This window comes from Pseudomonas sp. B22129 (genome assembly GCF_044218875.1).
GTDB lineage: Bacteria > Pseudomonadota > Gammaproteobacteria > Pseudomonadales > Pseudomonadaceae > Aquipseudomonas.
This window is the reverse complement of the sequence record NZ_CP162592.1, coordinates 556133-575138: the sequence shown is the minus strand read 5'-3', so window position 1 is coordinate 575138 and position 19006 is coordinate 556133. Positions and strand designations below refer to the sequence as shown.

Here is a 19006-nt window from a genome sequence, read left to right as displayed (position 1 = left end):
ATTCGACAGCGAGTTGCTTCAGTTCATCGAGGCCTAGAAGGAGTTGATAGAGCGGTGTTGTTTGGCTCTATTAACGTTTCGATCTTCTCGGTCGAAAGCGGAGAAAAAGAGGTGTTGACAGCAGCGTGTAACGCTGTAGAATTCGCCTCCCGCTAACGAGAGATCGGAAGCGCAAGTGGTTGAAGTTGTTGAAGAAATCTTCGAAAACTTCTGAAAATAATCACTTGACAGCAAATGAGGCTGCTGTAGAATGCGCGCCTCGGTTGAGACGAAAGATCTTAACCAACCGCTCTTTAACAACTGAATCAAGCAATTCGTGTGGGTGCTTGTGGGGTCAGACTGATAGTCAGCAAGATTATCAGCATCACAAGTTACTCCGCGAGAAATCAAAGATGTAACCAACGATTGCTGAGCCAAGTTTAGGGTTTCTTAAAAACCCAAAGATGTTTGAACTGAAGAGTTTGATCATGGCTCAGATTGAACGCTGGCGGCAGGCCTAACACATGCAAGTCGAGCGGTAGAGAGAAGCTTGCTTCTCTTGAGAGCGGCGGACGGGTGAGTAATGCCTAGGAATCTGCCTGGTAGTGGGGGATAACGTTCGGAAACGGACGCTAATACCGCATACGTCCTACGGGAGAAAGCAGGGGACCTTCGGGCCTTGCGCTATCAGATGAGCCTAGGTCGGATTAGCTAGTTGGTGAGGTAATGGCTCACCAAGGCGACGATCCGTAACTGGTCTGAGAGGATGATCAGTCACACTGGAACTGAGACACGGTCCAGACTCCTACGGGAGGCAGCAGTGGGGAATATTGGACAATGGGCGAAAGCCTGATCCAGCCATGCCGCGTGTGTGAAGAAGGTCTTCGGATTGTAAAGCACTTTAAGTTGGGAGGAAGGGCAGTAAATTAATACTTTGCTGCTTTGACGTTACCGACAGAATAAGCACCGGCTAACTCTGTGCCAGCAGCCGCGGTAATACAGAGGGTGCAAGCGTTAATCGGAATTACTGGGCGTAAAGCGCGCGTAGGTGGTTTGTTAAGTTGGATGTGAAATCCCCGGGCTCAACCTGGGAACTGCATTCAAAACTGACTGACTAGAGTATGGTAGAGGGTGGTGGAATTTCCTGTGTAGCGGTGAAATGCGTAGATATAGGAAGGAACACCAGTGGCGAAGGCGACCACCTGGACTAATACTGACACTGAGGTGCGAAAGCGTGGGGAGCAAACAGGATTAGATACCCTGGTAGTCCACGCCGTAAACGATGTCAACTAGCCGTTGGAAGCCTTGAGCTTTTAGTGGCGCAGCTAACGCATTAAGTTGACCGCCTGGGGAGTACGGCCGCAAGGTTAAAACTCAAATGAATTGACGGGGGCCCGCACAAGCGGTGGAGCATGTGGTTTAATTCGAAGCAACGCGAAGAACCTTACCAGGCCTTGACATCCAATGAACTTTCTAGAGATAGATTGGTGCCTTCGGGAACATTGAGACAGGTGCTGCATGGCTGTCGTCAGCTCGTGTCGTGAGATGTTGGGTTAAGTCCCGTAACGAGCGCAACCCTTGTCCTTAGTTACCAGCACATAATGGTGGGCACTCTAAGGAGACTGCCGGTGACAAACCGGAGGAAGGTGGGGATGACGTCAAGTCATCATGGCCCTTACGGCCTGGGCTACACACGTGCTACAATGGTCGGTACAGAGGGTTGCCAAGCCGCGAGGTGGAGCTAATCCCATAAAACCGATCGTAGTCCGGATCGCAGTCTGCAACTCGACTGCGTGAAGTCGGAATCGCTAGTAATCGCGAATCAGAATGTCGCGGTGAATACGTTCCCGGGCCTTGTACACACCGCCCGTCACACCATGGGAGTGGGTTGCACCAGAAGTAGCTAGTCTAACCTTCGGGAGGACGGTTACCACGGTGTGATTCATGACTGGGGTGAAGTCGTAACAAGGTAGCCGTAGGGGAACCTGCGGCTGGATCACCTCCTTAATCGACGACATCAGCTGCTCCATAAGTTCCCACACGAATTGCTTGATTCATTGAAGAAGACGATAAGAAGCAGCCCGAAATTGGGTCTGTAGCTCAGTTGGTTAGAGCGCACCCCTGATAAGGGTGAGGTCGGCAGTTCGAATCTGCCCAGACCCACCAATTTTGTGTGGGAAACGCCTGTAGAAATACGGGGCCATAGCTCAGCTGGGAGAGCGCCTGCCTTGCACGCAGGAGGTCAACGGTTCGATCCCGTTTGGCTCCACCACTACTGCTTCTACGTTATGAAAGCTTAGAAATGAGCATTCCATCAGGTTGATGGTGAATGTTGATTTCTAGTCTTTGATTAGATCGTTCTTTAAAAATTTGGGTATGTGATAGAAAGATAGACTGAACGTTACTTTCACTGGTAACGGATCAGGCTAAGGTAAAATTTGTGAGTTCTCTTAGTTGAGAAATTCGAATTTTCGGCGAATGTTGTCTTCACAGTATAACCAGATTGCTTGGGGTTATATGGTCAAGTGAAGAAGCGCATACGGTGGATGCCTTGGCAGTCAGAGGCGATGAAAGACGTGGTAGCCTGCGAAAAGCTTCGGGGAGTCGGCAAACAGACTTTGATCCGGAGATGTCTGAATGGGGGAACCCAGCCATCATAAGATGGTTATCTTACGCTGAATACATAGGCGTAAGAGGCGAACCAGGGGAACTGAAACATCTAAGTACCCTGAGGAAAAGAAATCAACCGAGATTCCCTTAGTAGTGGCGAGCGAACGGGGACTAGCCCTTAAGTGGCTTTGAGATTAGCGGAACGCTCTGGAAAGTGCGGCCATAGTGGGTGATAGCCCTGTACGCGAAAATCTCTTAGTCATGAAATCGAGTAGGACGGAGCACGAGAAACTTTGTCTGAATATGGGGGGACCATCCTCCAAGGCTAAATACTACTGACTGACCGATAGTGAACTAGTACCGTGAGGGAAAGGCGAAAAGAACCCCGGAGAGGGGAGTGAAATAGATCCTGAAACCGTATGCGTACAAGCAGTGGGAGCAGACTTTGTTCTGTGACTGCGTACCTTTTGTATAATGGGTCAGCGACTTATTTTCAGTGGCGAGCTTAACCGAATAGGGGAGGCGTAGCGAAAGCGAGTCTTAATAGGGCGTCTAGTCGCTGGGAATAGACCCGAAACCGGGCGATCTATCCATGGGCAGGTTGAAGGTTGGGTAACACTAACTGGAGGACCGAACCGACTACCGTTGAAAAGTTAGCGGATGACCTGTGGATCGGAGTGAAAGGCTAATCAAGCTCGGAGATAGCTGGTTCTCCTCGAAAGCTATTTAGGTAGCGCCTCATGTATCACTGTAGGGGGTAGAGCACTGTTTCGGCTAGGGGGTCATCCCGACTTACCAAACCGATGCAAACTCCGAATACCTACAAGTGCCGAGCATGGGAGACACACGGCGGGTGCTAACGTCCGTCGTGAAAAGGGAAACAACCCAGACCGTCAGCTAAGGTCCCAAAGTTATGGTTAAGTGGGAAACGATGTGGGAAGGCTTAGACAGCTAGGAGGTTGGCTTAGAAGCAGCCACCCTTTAAAGAAAGCGTAATAGCTCACTAGTCGAGTCGGCCTGCGCGGAAGATGTAACGGGGCTCAAACCATACACCGAAGCTACGGGTATCACGTAAGTGATGCGGTAGAGGAGCGTTCTGTAAGCCTGTGAAGGTGAGTTGAGAAGCTTGCTGGAGGTATCAGAAGTGCGAATGCTGACATGAGTAACGACAATGGGTGTGAAAAACACCCACGCCGAAAGACCAAGGTTTCCTGCGCAACGTTAATCGACGCAGGGTTAGTCGGTCCCTAAGGCGAGGCTGAAAAGCGTAGTCGATGGAAAACAGGTTAATATTCCTGTACTTCTGGTTATTGCGATGGAGGGACGGAGAAGGCTAGGCCAGCTTGGCGTTGGTTGTCCAAGTTTAAGGTGGTAGGCTGAGATCTTAGGTAAATCCGGGATCTTAAGGCCGAGAGCTGATGACGAGCTAACTTTTAGTTAGCGAAGTGGTTGATGCCATGCTTCCAAGAAAAGCTTCTAAGCTTCAGGTAACCAGGAACCGTACCCCAAACCGACACAGGTGGTTGGGTAGAGAATACCAAGGCGCTTGAGAGAACTCGGGTGAAGGAACTAGGCAAAATGGCACCGTAACTTCGGGAGAAGGTGCGCCGGTGAGGGTGAAGGACTTGCTCCGTAAGCTCATGCCGGTCGAAGATACCAGGCCGCTGCGACTGTTTATTAAAAACACAGCACTCTGCAAACACGAAAGTGGACGTATAGGGTGTGACGCCTGCCCGGTGCCGGAAGGTTAATTGATGGGGTTAGCTAACGCGAAGCTCTTGATCGAAGCCCCGGTAAACGGCGGCCGTAACTATAACGGTCCTAAGGTAGCGAAATTCCTTGTCGGGTAAGTTCCGACCTGCACGAATGGCGTAACGATGGCGGCGCTGTCTCCACCCGAGACTCAGTGAAATTGAAATCGCTGTGAAGATGCAGTGTATCCGCGGCTAGACGGAAAGACCCCGTGAACCTTTACTATAGCTTTGCACTGGACTTTGAATTTGCTTGTGTAGGATAGGTGGGAGGCTTTGAAGCGTGGACGCCAGTCTGCGTGGAGCCATCCTTGAAATACCACCCTGGCAACTTTGAGGTTCTAACTCAGGTCCGTTATCCGGATCGAGGACAGTGTATGGTGGGTAGTTTGACTGGGGCGGTCTCCTCCTAAAGAGTAACGGAGGAGTACGAAGGTGCGCTCAGACCGGTCGGAAATCGGTCGTAGAGTATAAAGGCAAAAGCGCGCTTGACTGCGAGACAGACACGTCGAGCAGGTACGAAAGTAGGTCTTAGTGATCCGGTGGTTCTGTATGGAAGGGCCATCGCTCAACGGATAAAAGGTACTCCGGGGATAACAGGCTGATACCGCCCAAGAGTTCATATCGACGGCGGTGTTTGGCACCTCGATGTCGGCTCATCACATCCTGGGGCTGAAGCCGGTCCCAAGGGTATGGCTGTTCGCCATTTAAAGTGGTACGCGAGCTGGGTTTAGAACGTCGTGAGACAGTTCGGTCCCTATCTGCCGTGGACGTTTGAGATTTGAGAGGGGCTGCTCCTAGTACGAGAGGACCGGAGTGGACGAACCTCTGGTGTTCCGGTTGTCACGCCAGTGGCATTGCCGGGTAGCTATGTTCGGAATAGATAACCGCTGAAAGCATCTAAGCGGGAAACTAGCCTCAAGATGAGATCTCACTGGAACCTTGAGTTCCCTGAAGGGCCGTCGAAGACTACGACGTTGATAGGTTGGGTGTGTAAGCGCTGTGAGGCGTTGAGCTAACCAATACTAATTGCCCGTGAGGCTTGACCATATAACACCCAAGCAATTTGACTACTCGAAAGAGCATCAGATTGCGGTGTGTGAAGACGAGATGAACCGAAAGTTCGACGTTCACAAAACACCGAAAGCTGTCACATACCCAATTTGCTGAAGCGAGGCATAAGCCACGAGTCAGTACCCGAATTTCTTGACGACCATAGAGCATTGGAACCACCTGATCCCATCCCGAACTCAGTAGTGAAACGATGCATCGCCGATGGTAGTGTGGGGTTTCCCCATGTGAGAGTAGGTCATCGTCAAGATTAAATTCCAGAACCCCTGTTTGCTAACGCAAACAGGGGTTTTGTTTTGGGCGGTCGGAAATATCGCCCACGTCTACCGACAAATTTGCACAGTTATTTCTGAACCAGACCACTAGAATAGGCACCTAACCTTTTTTAGAGTCAGAGCCCTATCTATGCCCGATCCGGTTGATACCCTTGAGGTGTCGGATTTACCACTGGACGAACTGGTGGCATGCCATGAGTGCGACTTGCTGATGCGCAAGCCTTCGCTCGCCCTCGGTGAAAAAGCCCAATGCCCACGCTGCGGCTACGAACTGTACGCCCATCGCCACAATGTCGTTGAGCGAAGCCTCGCCTTGGTAATAGCGGCGTTATTGCTATACATCCCGGCGAACTTTTTACCCATCATGCAGCTCAATCTACTTGGGCAGTCCTCGGAGGACACCGTGTGGAGTGGTGTCGTCGGTCTGTTCGACACTGGCATGCAAGGTGTCGCTGCCGTGGTGTTCCTGTGCAGCATGGGCGTTCCCCTGCTCAAGTTGCTCTGCCAGTTAGCCGTGCTGCTCAGCATTCGCTGGAAAGTCGGCCGCAGCTATGGCTTGCTGCTCTACCGCATTTACCACCATCTAAAAGATTGGGGGATGTTGGAGGTCTACCTGATGGGTGTGCTCGTGGCGATCGTTAAGCTCGCGGACATGGCTGCCATCACGGTCGGCTTGGGCCTGATCTGTTTCATCAGTTTATTAATGGTTCAGGTGCTGCTGGAGGTGGTGATGTCGCCCCACCAGATTTGGCAGGCGCTGTCTGGGGAGAATGATCATGCGGGCGATTGATGCAGGCATTCTGATTTGTACCGAATGCCATGAGCTCAACAAGCAAGAGCCGGACACCGAAGAGCAAATCTGCACCCGCTGTGGCGCGTTGATTCATGCACGCCGCCCTAACAGCCTCGCGCGTACCTGGGCTTTGCTGATCACTGCGGCCATTCTGTATATCCCGGCCAACCTGTTACCAATTATGACGATCAATTCCCTGGGCCAGGGCGATCCCAGTACCATCATGGCCGGCGTCATCCAGTTGGTGCAGCACGGCATGATTCCTATCGCTGCGGTTGTGTTCATCGCCAGCATCCTGGTGCCGACCTTCAAGCTGGTGGGTATAGGCCTGCTACTGTTCTCTGTGCAACGCCGCCAGCCGCTGTCCGCGCAACAACGCATTGTGATGTACCGCTTTATCGAATTCATTGGCCGCTGGTCCATGCTGGATATCTTCGTGATCGCCATCCTGGTGGCGGTTGTAAACTTTGGGCGGCTTGCCAGCGTCGAGGCCAATCTCGGCGCTGCAGCGTTCGCCAGTGTGGTGATCTTGACGATGCTTGCCGCAGTAACTTTTGATCCCCGACTGATTTGGGATAACACGGAGTCGGACGACGACCATGAGTGATTTGCCTAAGGCTAAAACCCGCCCAGCCTCCAACTGGTCGGCCATATGGGTGTTGCCTCTGATTGCCCTGATTATCGGTGGCTGGTTGGGGTGGCGTGCCTATTCCCAACAAGGCATCGAGATCCAGGTGCGCTTTGAAAGCGGCGAGGGCATCCAGGTCAACAAGACCGAAGTGGTCTACAAAGGCATGCCCGTGGGCAAGGTCAAAGCCTTGGCCCTCGACGACGAGGGTAACAATCGCGGGGTGATTGCCACCATCGAGATGAACAAGGACGTCGAGCAGTACCTCAAAACCAACACGCGCTTCTGGCTGGTCAAGCCCAGCGTCAGCCTTGCCGGCATCACCGGCCTGGAAACCCTGGTCTCCGGCAACTACATCGCCGCCAGCCCTGGCGACGGAGAGCCCTCGCGTAAATTCAAGGCGCTCTCCGAAGAACCACCGTTATCCGATGCCAAGCCCGGCCTGCACCTGACCCTCAAAGCCGATCGCCTGGGTTCCCTGAATCGTGGCAGCCCGGTGTTCTACAAGCAGATTCAAGTCGGCCAGGTGAAAAGCTATCTGCTGTCCGAAGACCAGAGCACTGTCGAGATCAAGGTCTATATCGAGCCGACCTACGCCAATCTGGTGCGCAAGCACACACGTTTCTGGAACGCCAGCGGCATCAGCATCGACGCCAACCTCTCCGGCGTGAAGGTGCGCAGCGAATCCCTCTCCAGCATCGTCGCTGGCGGCATCGCCTTTGCTACGCCGGAGAATCGCAAGGACAGCCCGCCGACCGATCCGAGCCTGCCTTTCCGTCTCTATGAAGACTTCGACGCCGCCGCCGCCGGTATCAAGGTCAAGGTCAAACTCACTGACTTCGAAGGTTTGCAGGCCGGGCGTACGCCGGTCATGTACAAGGGTATCCAGGTCGGCAGCCTGAAAACCCTGAAGATCGATCCGGACCTGTCCAGCGCGAATGCAGAGTTGACCCTCGACCCGCTGGCCGAAGATTACCTGGTGCAAGACACCCAATTCTGGGTGGTCAAGCCTTCCATCTCCCTGGCCGGTATTACTGGCCTCGAGGCCTTGGTCAAAGGTAACTACATCGCCATCCGCCCGGGTGACAAAGGCAGCGCTCCGCAACGCGAATTCGTCGCCCGTGCCAAAGCGCCACCGCTGGACCTGCGCTCCCCGGGCCTGCATATGGTGCTGTTCACCGACAACCTTGGCTCCCTGGATGTCGGTAGCCCAATCCTCTACAAACAGGTCAAAGTCGGTTCGGTGCAGAGCTACCAGTTCTCGCGCAAGAACAAGCAATTAGTGATCGGCGTTCACATCGAGAAAGAGTACGAGAACCTGGTCAACGGTTCGACCCGCTTCTGGAACGCCAGCGGCGTCACCCTGACCGGTGGCCTCACCGGCGGTATTCAGGTGAAAAGTGAATCCCTGGCCAGCCTGATGGCCGGCGGTATCGCGTTCGAAACACCGGAACCGAATGTGCCGTTGAAAAAACGCATCCCGCGTTTCCGCCTCTTCACCGACCGGGAAGCCGCCAACCAACACGGCACCCTCGTCACCATTAAAGTGGACCGCGCCGACGGCCTGCGCCCCGGCACACCGGTGCGCTTCAAGGGCCTGGACGTGGGCAAGATCGAAAGTGTCGACCTCAGCGCCGACATGCAATCGGTCCTGCTCAGTGCGCGCATTACCCAAGTCGCCGATCGCATCGCGCGCACGGGTAGCCAGTTCTGGGTGGTCAAGCCTGAGCTGGGCCTGATGAAAACCTCGAATCTGGAAACCCTGGTCACTGGCCAATACATCGAAGTGCAACCGGCCGCGAAAAACGTCGGGCCGCAAAAGAGCTTCGTCGCATTGAGCGAACCACCATCGGCTGTTCATCAGGAAGAAGGCTTGAGCCTGGTACTCAGCGCCGCACGTCGAGGCTCGCTCAAAGAAGGCGTACCGGTTACCTATCGCGAGGTCACCGTCGGCAAAGTCACCGGCTACGAGCTGGGCCAGACCGCCGACCGCGTGCTGATCCACATCCTGATCGAACCCAAGTACGCGCCCTTGGTACGTAGCGGCAGCCGTTTCTGGAACACCAGCGGGTTTGGTCTCGACTTTGGCCTGTTCAAGGGCGCGACGGTGCGTACTGAGTCTCTGGAGACATTGGTTGCCGGGGGAATTGCCTTTGCTACACCGGATGGCGAGCGGATGGGCAATGCGGCAAGGCCGCAGCAGACTTTCCCGTTGTTCGACAAGTTTGAAGATGAATGGCTGACCTGGGCGCCTAAAATCCCGCTCGGCAAATAACCGCGTCGCGGCCATCGCGGGCAAGCCCGCTCCCACATTCGACCGCGTATATCCTCTTGGAATGCGAACAACTGTGGGAGCCGGGCTTGCCCGCGATGAGGCCGGAACAGGCTACAAAAAAGGCCCCTGGATTCTCATCCAGGGGCCTTTTTGCATTTCAGCTCAGCCGATCAAACCTCATCCAGCTCCGGCTCATCCGCCTGCACATTCAGCGTTGCCTTCACTACATCGTGACGGCGGATGTACTTCCAGTCCGCCTCATCGATATAGATCCCGTTCGGCCCGCTACCGCCTTCCAGGTCGATCGCAACCTGGGCCGACACTTGCGGCTTCACACTGGCCAGGATCGGCACGAAGCCAAGCTGCAAGCTGGTTTCCAGCAGCGCGGCCTGGTTCTTCTCATCGATATCCGCCGCCTCGTCGAGGTAGTACGGCAACCGCACACGCCCGGCCTGGTCGCGGTCCATCAAGTGCAGCAACAAATACATGTTGGTCAGCGCCTTGATGGTCATGGTGGTGCCGTTGGACGCGGCGCCGTCGATGTCGGTGTGAATCACCGGCTGGCCGTGCACCTTGGTGATTTCGAACGCCAGCTCGAACAAGTCCTTGAGGCCCAACTGGTTATGGTTGGCGGCCACAAGGCGAGCCAGGTATTCCTTGGCCTCTTCGTTCTTGTTGTCCTGCTCGGCGCTCTGGCTCAGGTCAAACACCGACAGGGTTTCACCTTCTTCATACTGACCGGCACTGTGGATGATCTGGTCGATATGCTTGAGGGCTTCCTTGTTCGGCGCCAGCACGATGCGGAAGCTCTGCAAGTTGGACACCTGGCGCTTGTTGATCTCGCGGTTGAACAGCGCCAGTTGATGCTCGAGGCTGTCGTAGTCGCTGCGGATATTGCGCAAAGTCCGCGCGATATCGGTAACGGCCGCACGGCGTGCCTTGCCCAAGGTCAGGGCTTCGTCGGTACGGTGCGCATAGGCGTTGATCAACAGTTGCAGGCGGCGCTCAACGTCATCCTCGCTGTCGAACTTGGCCACGCCTTTCAGGCGCACCTGTGCATACAGCGCTTCAATCTGGCCATCGGCGCGCAGCAAACCTTGCCAGCTGTCCTGATAGTCATTGAGCAGTGGCAGCAGGTTGTCCATGGAGTCATCGACCGGGTCCATGAACGGTGTGCCGAACGGCAAGTCCGCCGGCAGCAATTGGCGACGGCGCAGCGCGTCGTCCAGCGTGCGCTGCTTGGCCTCCATATCGCCAATCTGGCGGCCCACCAGTTGCAGCTTGGCCGACAGTTGCTGGACACGCTCGGTGAACGCATCGCTGGAGCGTTTCAATTCATCCTGGGCTGCTTCCATCTGCGCCAGGTTTTCCAGTTTCTCGCCTTCTTCAGCGCTCAGGGTTTGCGCGCGGCGGAAATCTTCCAGCGCCTTTTGTGCATCCAGCACTTGCTGGTACAGCGCTTCGGTCTGGGTCTTGCTCGCGGCACGGTCAGCCGCCACGGCTTGCTGGGTTTTCAGCTGCTTGAGTTCTTTTTCCAGGCGCTCTTTCTGGTCGCGCAACGCCGCGCGATCCGCCAAGGCCTGCAATGCAGGCGGTTCGATGTGCGAGATGTCGATGGACAGCCCCGGCACTTCAAAGCGTTCGCCCTTGAAGCCATCGAGGATCTGCTCCAGGGATTTGACCCACAAGCCTTCCTCGTCCAGCGTGATGCCATGCGCACCCAACGGCAGGCTGAACAACGAACTGTTGAACAGTCGCATCAGACGCTCGACATCCGGCTGTGAGAATTCTTCGCGCAGCTTGGCGTAGCTGTTGTTGTCCGCGTGGTCGAGTTGCTGCTTGACCGACTTCAGGCGTTTCTCCAGGTCGCGCAAACGCTCGTCCAGGTCCTCGGCGCTGAATTGCCGCGACTGCGCCAACGCGCCCGCGAGTTCATCGTGGGCATCTTTGGCCGCCAGCAGTTGCTGCTCCAGCACTTTGACGTCATCCACCAACGCAAAGCGATGCTTGAGCACCGACAGCTCACCCAACCAGCGCTGAATACCACTGATTTCACGCTCCAGGCGCATCAGCTCTTGAGTGCCGCCGCGCTGATCGTTCTGCAGCGCGTCCTGCTCGTTGCGGTAATGTTCGGCCTGGATGGTCAGCTCTTCCTTGCGTGCACTGGCGTAGTCCGACCAGGTGCCCAGCAACGAATCCAGCAAGGGCGACAGGCGATGCAATTTGCCGCGCAATACATCGCGCAAGCGCACGCCATTGGCGAGCGCTTCAACCAACGGCCCGGCAGCCACCAGCGAGTTGTAGTCCTGTTCCATGCGCCTTACATCACGGAAGGCTTCTTCGCACGCGGCGATGTAGTCCACGCTGCCGGAACGCAGGCTGTGCTCGAACGCATCGAGGAACAATTGCTTGAGCTTGGCGGCCGTGATTTCGCGCATGTGCAGCAGGTTGATAAACAGTGCGCGGAAAGTCTTCAGGCTTTGCTCGCTGGTGGAGCGCAGCGGAATCAGTGTCAGGTCCAGCGGAATCGACGTGTGGCCTCCCACCAGCAAGCGGCGCAGTTCGTCCGGCTTGAGTTCGTAGGCTTTGAGGCCTTCGCGTTCAAGGTTGGTGAACAGCTCTTTCTGACGCAGGCAGGTGTCGTTCTTCTGGTAGTGAGCCAAATCCAGCTTGCCGGCGTAGGCAAAGAACTGGTGACCGAAACCGCCACCCGGGCCGCGACCGACCACGCCGATCACGTGCGGGCCGTGGGGCAGGGACACTTCGACGAGGATGTAGCTGGTGTCGGTGGCGAAGTAGAAGCGTCGCGATTGTTCCAAGGTGTACTTGCCGAAGCTCATGTCCGACATGCGCGCCAGAATCGGGAACTGCAAAGCGTTGATCGACGCAGACTTACCCAAGTTGTTTGCGCCATACACCGACAACGGCTCTTCCAGCGGGAACAGGCCCAGGCTGTAACCGGCGGTGTTCAATAGGGCGAAGCGGCGGATGCCGTAGCGTTCCTTGCTCATGCATCGGTCTCCTGTTCTTCGGCAATGGCGCGGGCCAGGGCGTCTTCTTCGTTTTCTTCTTCGAAGTCACTCAGATCGAGCGGGTCATCGGTTTTCAGCAGTTTTTCATCGCTGTCTTCATCGATGATCACCGGCGCCGGCAATGGCAACACGCTGTGCACGCTGGCCGCCAGATCGCGGTCCTGCTGCACCGACAGGCACACGTCGAGGAAACGGTGCATCGGCGGCAGGAAGCGGTACACGCCGTTGTCTTCGCTGGCAAAACCCAGTTGGGTCATGCGGCGCATGATTTTTTCTTCGAGCTCTTCCTGGGTCTGCACTTCGGCCTGTATAAACAGGTCGCGGTATTTTTCCAGCAGCGACGGCAGTTCATCGCGGCCCAGGCTGCCACCGTCGAGCACGGCAATCGGATCGCGGCCCTGGTCGGCCAAGTGCTCGACAAGGATGAAGGTGAAGAGTGCCAGGCGTTGCGCGGTCTTGTTCACCTGCGCGCTGGCAATGGCGGAATCCGGCACGAAGTAATAGAAACCGCGCGTATCACACACCAGCTCGAAGCCCAGGGCCTTGAACAGCGTGCGGTACTGGTCCTGGAAGTTCGACAGTTGCGCGTACAGCTCCGGGTCGCGGCGGCTGACGTGGTAACCCTTGAACAGCTCGCGAAAGATCGGCGCCAGCTGGGACAGTTCGGATAGATCAAGATGCATGAGGGGTACTCGCAGAATTCTCGGCTATATCGCTGCTGGCCGGGAGCAGGGCGAATGAGCGCAGGCTGACCTGGTGCTCGTGTGTGTGGTAGTCGCGGCGTTCCAGGCGTTCACGCTTGAAGCGTTTTTCGCGGGACAGGCGCGAGAACCAGTACAGCAATTCGTCGGTCGCGCCGTCCGGTTCCTGCTCCAGCAGCCAGGTCATCAGGTCTGGCATCGGCAGCGCGTCTTCGCAACGTTCGAGCATTTCCTTGACCGTGCGCGGTGCACGTTGGGCTTCGCCTTTGTAGGACTTGTGCGCTTTTGGAAACTTCGCGGGTTTCGGCTCGAAGTTCGCCAGGGCGTACACATAGGCTTCCACCTGGCTGGCGCTGCCTAGGAAGGTGCTTTGCGGCCGGGTAAACATCGGCATTGCAGCCTGCGGCACCGCGTCCAAGCCTTTGCGGCGAATGGCCGACAGAGCCAGTGCCGCGCCACGGGTCACGGCGTTGTGGCGGCGTGCTTCTTCACGCAGCGGCAGTAGCAGTTCGCGGGCATGGCGCAACGTCAGTTGGGCGCTGGTCTGCATTTCGAGGATGCGCGCATGGGTGCGCAGCAGCATATCGTCGTCTACCAAGTGGCCGAGGCGCTGTTGCTCGGTGAGCATGCGCAGCAACACGTTCTCCACCTTGCGTACGCCTTGCTCGAAAGCACCGTCGGCGTTTACCAGTTGGATCATCGGTTCGACGTATTCGTCCCACGTCGCCAGCACTTCGGCATAACGCTGGCGCAACGGAATCTGCCGGTCGCTGGTCTTGGCGCGGTCGGCCACGGCAGCGAGGGCCTGTTCGTCGTTGGCGAGTTTTTTCAGCACGTCCCGCACGCGCATGTCCAGCAAGCGCAGTTGGCGGGCCAGGTCGTGGCCATCACGAATGTCGAAGGCGTCCTGGATATAACCCGCCAGGCGCTCAAGGTGGCGCAGGTAGGCTTCGATTTCCAGGCACAGGCCAAGCCGGTGCTCCTTGCGAAGATAGGCCAGGAAGTCATGGATCTGCGCATTGAGCTCGAAACGGTTCGGGCTCTTGGCGACAGGCACCAGGATATCCAGGCGAATCCACACGTCCAACAGGCTGGTAATGTCCTGTGGCGTGCTGTCCAGTTGTTGGGCCGCCAATTGTGCGCGCAGCTCGCCAAGGCTCAAGGTGCCTTGGTCGAAGTGTTCGCACAGTGGCTCAAGCAGGGCCCAGTGTTCGGCGAGGGCGCGCAAGACGCGCTTGGGTTCGATCATCGGAATGGCCGGCTGGTTGGCGATTAAAAGTCGCGATTGTACTGCATCGGGAGTGGGATTTATCCACAGCCGGTCAGTGCGCAGTGGGCGATTGTTACCGAACAGCGGTAGAATCCCCGCTCTTTAGTTATCCACAAGTGGCCGAGCTGTGCTTATCGAGTCCCGACGTCGCGCTTACTTGACCGCCATGCAGGTGGTCAACTGGCTGCCCCGCACCGAACTGCCGTTTGCCGCGCCTTCGCGGCCTGAGTTGTTGCAGGCGCTTGAGCCCTATGAGGCGTTCGAGCCGTCGGGCGAGGAGGCTGCGGCGCCGGTGGCGGTGGTCAAGCCTGCCCCGCAGACACGTCCGGTCGTCGAACGGGCGAAGATCGAAGTGCCGCGCCCGTCACCGGTGAGCAAGGCGGCCAAGGCTGTGGAAGAGGCTGCGCCGGTGGTCAAGGCGCCGGTCGTGCCGCCGCCGCGCTTCGCCCTGCAATTGCTGCGTGCCGGGCGCTGCCTGCTGCTGGTGGAGCTGCCCACGGGCGAGCGTTTCCAGACCCGCGACCCGGCCTATATGCTGCTCAAGGATATGCTGCGCGCCGCCGGCCTGCCCGACAGCCCGCAAATCATCGGTGATCCGGTGCGCTGGCCGTTGCTGGTGCGCGGCAACATGGACCAGGGCCCCGAAGCCGCGCGGGATTTTGTGCAAGGTTTTGTGTCGGCGCGCCTGGAAGACGAACCCTGCGTGTGCCTGTGGCTGATCGGCCTGCCCGCCGTGCGGTTTGCCGGTGAGGCCAATGCCGAAGCCTGGTACCGCGAGCTGCAGGTCGAAGGCCTGGGCTCGGTATGGGCCCTGCCGGGCCTGGAATTATTAATGGAAGAGCCACAGCGTAAGGCTGATGTCTGGCAAGCCATGCGCCGGCTGATGGCGCGCTGGAAAACAACCGATGAGTGAGGCTTTAACCTTCCGCCCGATGACCGAGGCTGACCTCGATGCCGTGCTGAAAATCGAATACGCGGCGTTCAGCCACCCCTGGACCCGCGGGATTTTTCTCGATGGGCTGGGCAAGTACCAGATCTGGCTGATGTTCGAAGGCGAGCAGCAGGTGGGGCATGGTGTGGTGCAAATCATCCTTGATGAAGCGCATTTGCTGAACATTACCGTCAAGCCGGAGAACCAGGGCCGTGGCCTGGGGCTGGCGTTGCTGGAGCATTTGATGTCCCGCGCGTATGCCGCCAGTGCACGCGAGTGCTTTCTGGAAGTGCGTGACAGCAATACCGGCGCCTTCCGCTTGTATGAACGCTATGGCTTCAATGAGATTGGCCGTCGCCGGGATTATTATCCCGCCGTGGGTGGTCGTGAAGATGCAGTCGTGATGGCCTGTACCTTGGTCGATTAAACACACATCCAAATGTGGGAGCGGGCTTGCTCGCGAAAGCGGTGTATCAGTCAGGATATCTGTCAACTGACACTCCGTATTCGCGAGCAAGCCCGCTCCCACATTTTGAGTCGCGTATTTTTAGCGGTTGCCGTCCACCGGATCAATATCCGCCAGCTCGGCCTCATCCAGCCCATTCCCGCCGCCAATCTCGTCTTCATCGACGATGCTCAGATCATAATCCGCCGGATTATCCTCGCCTTCCTCTCTTGCATCCCGCGCGCCATCCTCATGGATCAGCGTTTCCGGGCTCATATCGTCGTCGGTCGGCTCATGATCATCCGTCGATGCGCCGGTCAACCCCGCCTCGCGCACCCGTTCGTCGGGCATCAGGTGCTTGCGCTCGCGCGCGGGAATTTCATCGCCGATTTCCGCCGTGGGCTCTTCCTCGTCAAAATCCAGCTCGCGCATGGAACCCATGCGGTCTTCATTGTCATCAATCGGTTCGGGCTGTGTAGCGCCGAAGGGGCGTCGTGATTCAGTCATGGCCAATCCTCATACTGTGGGGCTTATAGTGTGTGGACAGGCACGGTGCTCCAAAGATTCAAGCTAATTCGCGCCGAGCGTGACCCGGACGAGGGGTTGTCAGTCACAAAACTGCGCATCATTCCTGAGGCTTTCCTGATGAACGAACTACAAGACCTGCTTGATAACAACGAACGCTGGGCGGACGCGATCAAACAGGAAGATCCCGAATTCTTCGCCAAGCTGGCCCGCCAGCAAACCCCGGAATACCTGTGGATCGGCTGCTCCGACGCCCGTGTGCCGGCCAACGAAATCGTCGGCATGCTGCCAGGTGATTTGTTCGTGCACCGTAATGTGGCCAACGTGGTGCTGCACACCGACCTCAATTGCCTGTCGGTGATCCAGTACGCGGTGGACGTGCTCAAGGTCAAACACATCCTTGTGACTGGCCACTATGGCTGCGGCGGCGTGCGCGCCTCGATGCAGGACCGCCAGTTTGGCCTGATCGACGGCTGGCTGCGCACCATTCGGGACCTCTACTACGAAAACCGTGACGTGCTGGCCCAACTGCCCACCGAAGAAGAACGCGTAGACCGCATGTGCGAGCTGAATGTAATTCAGCAAGTGGCCAACGTCGGCCACACCAGCATTGTGCAAAACGCCTGGCACCGCGGGCAGAGTCTGTCGATCCATGGGTGCATTTACGGCATCAAGGATGGCCGCTGGAAAAGCTTGAACACCACCATCAGTGGTTTCGAGCAGTTGCCGCCGCAATATCGCCTGCGCCCGTTGGGCGAGGCTTAACAGCCAACACGGTTGTGCCACTGCTCCAGAAAGCGCAGGCCCTCTGCGTTTATCTGTTCCTGGCGGCCCTTGATCCAGCCTCGGCAACGGGGCTTGCCGCAGTTGCAGGCAAATTGGTAAGGCAGGATGTCTGCTGTGACGGCGTGGTCGATGGTCAGTAGTGCACCGGCCAGGATAGGGTACAGCGACCACAATTCCAGGAAGTCGGTGTCCAGCAGCACATTGGGGTCGCACGAGTGGTTGAGCAGCCCGCAAAACCAGCAGTCAAACAGATAAATGTGTGAAGAGATCTGAAACGTGTTCGGGCGGCGCTCTCGGGTGGCATAGCCGGACACGTTGGCGATACGGGTTCTGCTGTCGAACCGTATGCGCGATTGAATGCCTGTTGCTCGTCCGTTTTGATCGTGTACCACTTGAAAATGACGGGTTGACGGGTAGCGACCTGGCGGCGTTGTAGCAAATGGGTAGATGCAGTCAGCACCAGCCCGATTAGCCTTATCCATGGCTTGAGTTTTCATAACTCTCCCTGGTTGGGCTGCATCGACCTGCGAATGTTGTTTGATTACCAGTCTTGCAGCGAATGGGCGCGGCTCAAGACTCGCTGAACATGGAACCGATGGCTACTGTCATTATTGACAGTAGTCATCGGTTTTTTATGTGCACTTTACAGTGCCGGCGCGGTGAGCGCGGGTGCCGGGGCGGCGTCCTTCAATTGCTTGAGCTGCGCCTTGGTGGTGGGCGTGGCACATTTTGCGTTGGCCTGGTCTGGGGTCAGGTTGCGCACAGAGGTATAGAACAGCTCACAGGTTTGTTCTTTGCGCGTGACTTGCCAGGTGTTCATGCAGGCCTTGAGCAGCACATTCGGGTCACTGGCTGGCTTCTGCCCCATCCCGGCTTGCCAGCAGGCTGCGCTCAAATCCTGGCCCATCACTTTCAAACCGGCTTCGTCGGCCTTCTGCTCGTTACCGTCGTAGGTGGCGGGGTCTGCCGCGTACCAGATGTAACTCGGGTGGTTGGCGCCCAGCACCGACACGGTTTTACCGGCCGCCGGGCTGATTTGCGCCAGGCTCAACACGTTCACCGTTTGGCCATACTGTTGCTTGATCCAGCTGCGCACTGGCGCGCCGAACGCCACCATCGGCAATGAGCTACTGGCGTGCAGGCTCAACTCCTTGACCATGCGTGTCTGGTAATCGGTGAAGTAGCTGTAGACGGTCTCCAGGTCCTTGCCCGCGTTGGACGGGGCGGCAATCGGTGCGATGTCGATGATGGTCTGGTAAGCCGGGGTCTCGGTCGCGGGAATGCCATTGTCGGTGAGCAGGGTGGCCCAACGGTCTGTGGTGGCCGATTCCAGGTAATCCTGGGCCTGGGTCAGTGAGTAATCCGGCGGGAAATGCAGCAATTCGATGCTTTTGCGGTTTTCCAGCGCCATGCCCAGCGGCAGGAACAGGTACCAGTTGTAGGCCCATTTGCCGTCGCTGTTGAGCTTGCTGGCGCCCTGATAGGCGAGGTCAGCAGTATTGAGCAACGTGGTCAGGGGCTGGCCGTAGCCGTCCGGTACGCCGGTAAACGTCGCCGACAGCTGACCGTCGTGGGCTTTTACGCTGACCTTGGCGCGGCTGTAGCCGTCACGCTGCAGGCTCTGGTTCAAGTAATGCTCGGCGGTCTGTTCCAGCGTCCAGGGCCGCAAGCAGATCACGTTGCAATTGTTGGGAAACGCGAACAACTGGGTGACACGTTGCGTGCTGCCCAGTGGCACTTCGACGTCGGCTTGTACGACCGCACTGGCCAGCAGTGCGGCCAGGGTAAAAGACAACCTGGTCGGTTTGAACATGCTTGATTCCTTGTCAGCAAAAGCCCGTCTGCGCGGGATGAAGGCCCACTTGCACACAGTAGCGGTTGACTAGGAAAACCGCGTGCTAAATCGCCGACCATGTCGCTATTGGATAAGAAAA

12 protein-coding genes, 2 tRNA genes and 3 rRNA genes are annotated in these 19006 nt (G+C 57.0%); 11 read left to right on the top strand and 6 right to left on the bottom strand.

What is annotated here, in order from left to right:
- The first annotated feature begins 449 nt into the window (after window positions 1-449).
- The 8 genes from AB4P94_RS02690 (at window position 450) to AB4P94_RS02655 (ending at window position 9382) form a co-directional block, all read left to right on the top strand.
- A 16S ribosomal RNA gene (locus AB4P94_RS02690) occupies window positions 450-1986 on the top strand.
- 82 nt (window positions 1987-2068) lie between these two features.
- A tRNA-Ile gene (locus tag AB4P94_RS02685) sits at window positions 2069-2145 on the top strand.
- 30 nt (window positions 2146-2175) lie between these two features.
- Window positions 2176-2251: transfer RNA gene (locus tag AB4P94_RS02680), tRNA-Ala, on the top strand.
- 247 nt (window positions 2252-2498) lie between these two features.
- A 23S ribosomal RNA gene (locus AB4P94_RS02675) occupies window positions 2499-5390 on the top strand.
- Window positions 5391-5545: 155 nt separating this feature from the next.
- A 5S ribosomal RNA gene (gene rrf, locus AB4P94_RS02670) occupies window positions 5546-5661 on the top strand.
- Together the 16S, 23S and 5S rRNA genes with 2 tRNA genes alongside form the textbook arrangement of a ribosomal RNA operon.
- Window positions 5662-5816: 155 nt before the next feature.
- Window positions 5817-6476 carry a paraquat-inducible protein A gene (locus AB4P94_RS02665; RefSeq protein WP_395609286.1) on the top strand — a complete coding sequence of 220 codons (660 nt, stop codon included), beginning with the start codon at window positions 5817-5819 and terminating at the stop codon, window positions 6474-6476.
- The gene (locus tag AB4P94_RS02660; protein ID WP_395609285.1) at window positions 6463-7086 is read left to right on the top strand and encodes a paraquat-inducible protein A; all 624 of its coding nucleotides are present in this window, start codon (window positions 6463-6465) and stop codon (window positions 7084-7086) included. The genes AB4P94_RS02665 and AB4P94_RS02660 overlap by 14 nt, the downstream gene beginning before the upstream one ends.
- On the top strand, window positions 7079-9382 hold the full coding sequence (locus AB4P94_RS02655; protein WP_395609284.1) for an MlaD family protein: 2304 nt from the start codon (window positions 7079-7081) through the stop codon (window positions 9380-9382). The genes AB4P94_RS02660 and AB4P94_RS02655 overlap by 8 nt, the downstream gene beginning before the upstream one ends.
- 170 nt (window positions 9383-9552) lie before the next feature.
- Here AB4P94_RS02655 and mksF read toward each other — a convergent pair whose 3' ends face one another.
- From mksF to mksB, 3 genes are read right to left on the bottom strand one after another with little or no spacing between them, the layout of a single operon-like run.
- Window positions 9553-12393: an Mks condensin complex protein MksF gene (gene mksF / locus AB4P94_RS02650; protein ID WP_395609283.1), complete on the bottom strand. Its 2841-nt coding sequence runs from the start codon at window positions 12391-12393 to the stop codon at window positions 9553-9555.
- Complete coding sequence (mksE, locus tag AB4P94_RS02645) at window positions 12390-13097, bottom strand: Mks condensin complex protein MksE (protein ID WP_395609282.1); 708 nt, start codon at window positions 13095-13097, stop codon at window positions 12390-12392. Before mksE ends, mksF begins: the two co-directional genes overlap by 4 nt.
- On the bottom strand, window positions 13087-14364 hold the full coding sequence (gene mksB / locus AB4P94_RS02640) for an Mks condensin complex protein MksB (RefSeq protein ID WP_395609281.1): 1278 nt from the start codon (window positions 14362-14364) through the stop codon (window positions 13087-13089). The genes mksE and mksB overlap by 11 nt, the downstream gene beginning before the upstream one ends.
- A gap of 187 nt (window positions 14365-14551) precedes the next feature.
- Here mksB and AB4P94_RS02635 point away from each other — a divergent pair, with 187 nt between their 5' ends.
- Complete coding sequence (locus tag AB4P94_RS02635) at window positions 14552-15298, top strand: energy transducer TonB (protein WP_395611285.1); 747 nt, start codon at window positions 14552-14554, stop codon at window positions 15296-15298.
- Window positions 15291-15743 (top strand): ribosomal protein S18-alanine N-acetyltransferase, encoded by a 453-nt coding sequence (gene rimI, locus AB4P94_RS02630; protein WP_017737118.1) that lies wholly within the window; start codon window positions 15291-15293, stop codon window positions 15741-15743. Before AB4P94_RS02635 ends, rimI begins: the two co-directional genes overlap by 8 nt.
- A gap of 120 nt (window positions 15744-15863) precedes the next feature.
- On the opposite strand, the gene AB4P94_RS02625 is transcribed toward rimI, so the two are convergent.
- Window positions 15864-16268, bottom strand: a complete 405-nt coding sequence (locus AB4P94_RS02625; protein WP_395609280.1) for a serine kinase/phosphatase — start codon at window positions 16266-16268, stop codon at window positions 15864-15866.
- Between the two features lie 138 nt (window positions 16269-16406).
- Between AB4P94_RS02625 and can the strand changes: the two genes are divergently transcribed.
- On the top strand, window positions 16407-17051 hold the full coding sequence (can, locus tag AB4P94_RS02620; protein ID WP_003188288.1) for a carbonate dehydratase: 645 nt from the start codon (window positions 16407-16409) through the stop codon (window positions 17049-17051).
- Here the strand turns inward: can and AB4P94_RS02615 are convergent.
- Window positions 17048-17569, bottom strand: a complete 522-nt coding sequence (locus AB4P94_RS02615; RefSeq protein ID WP_395609279.1) for an SET domain-containing protein-lysine N-methyltransferase — start codon at window positions 17567-17569, stop codon at window positions 17048-17050. The genes can and AB4P94_RS02615 overlap by 4 nt on opposite strands.
- A gap of 146 nt (window positions 17570-17715) precedes the next feature.
- Window positions 17716-18885 (bottom strand): hypothetical protein, encoded by a 1170-nt coding sequence (locus AB4P94_RS02610; protein WP_395609278.1) that lies wholly within the window; start codon window positions 18883-18885, stop codon window positions 17716-17718.
- Between the last annotated feature and the right edge of the window lie 121 nt (window positions 18886-19006).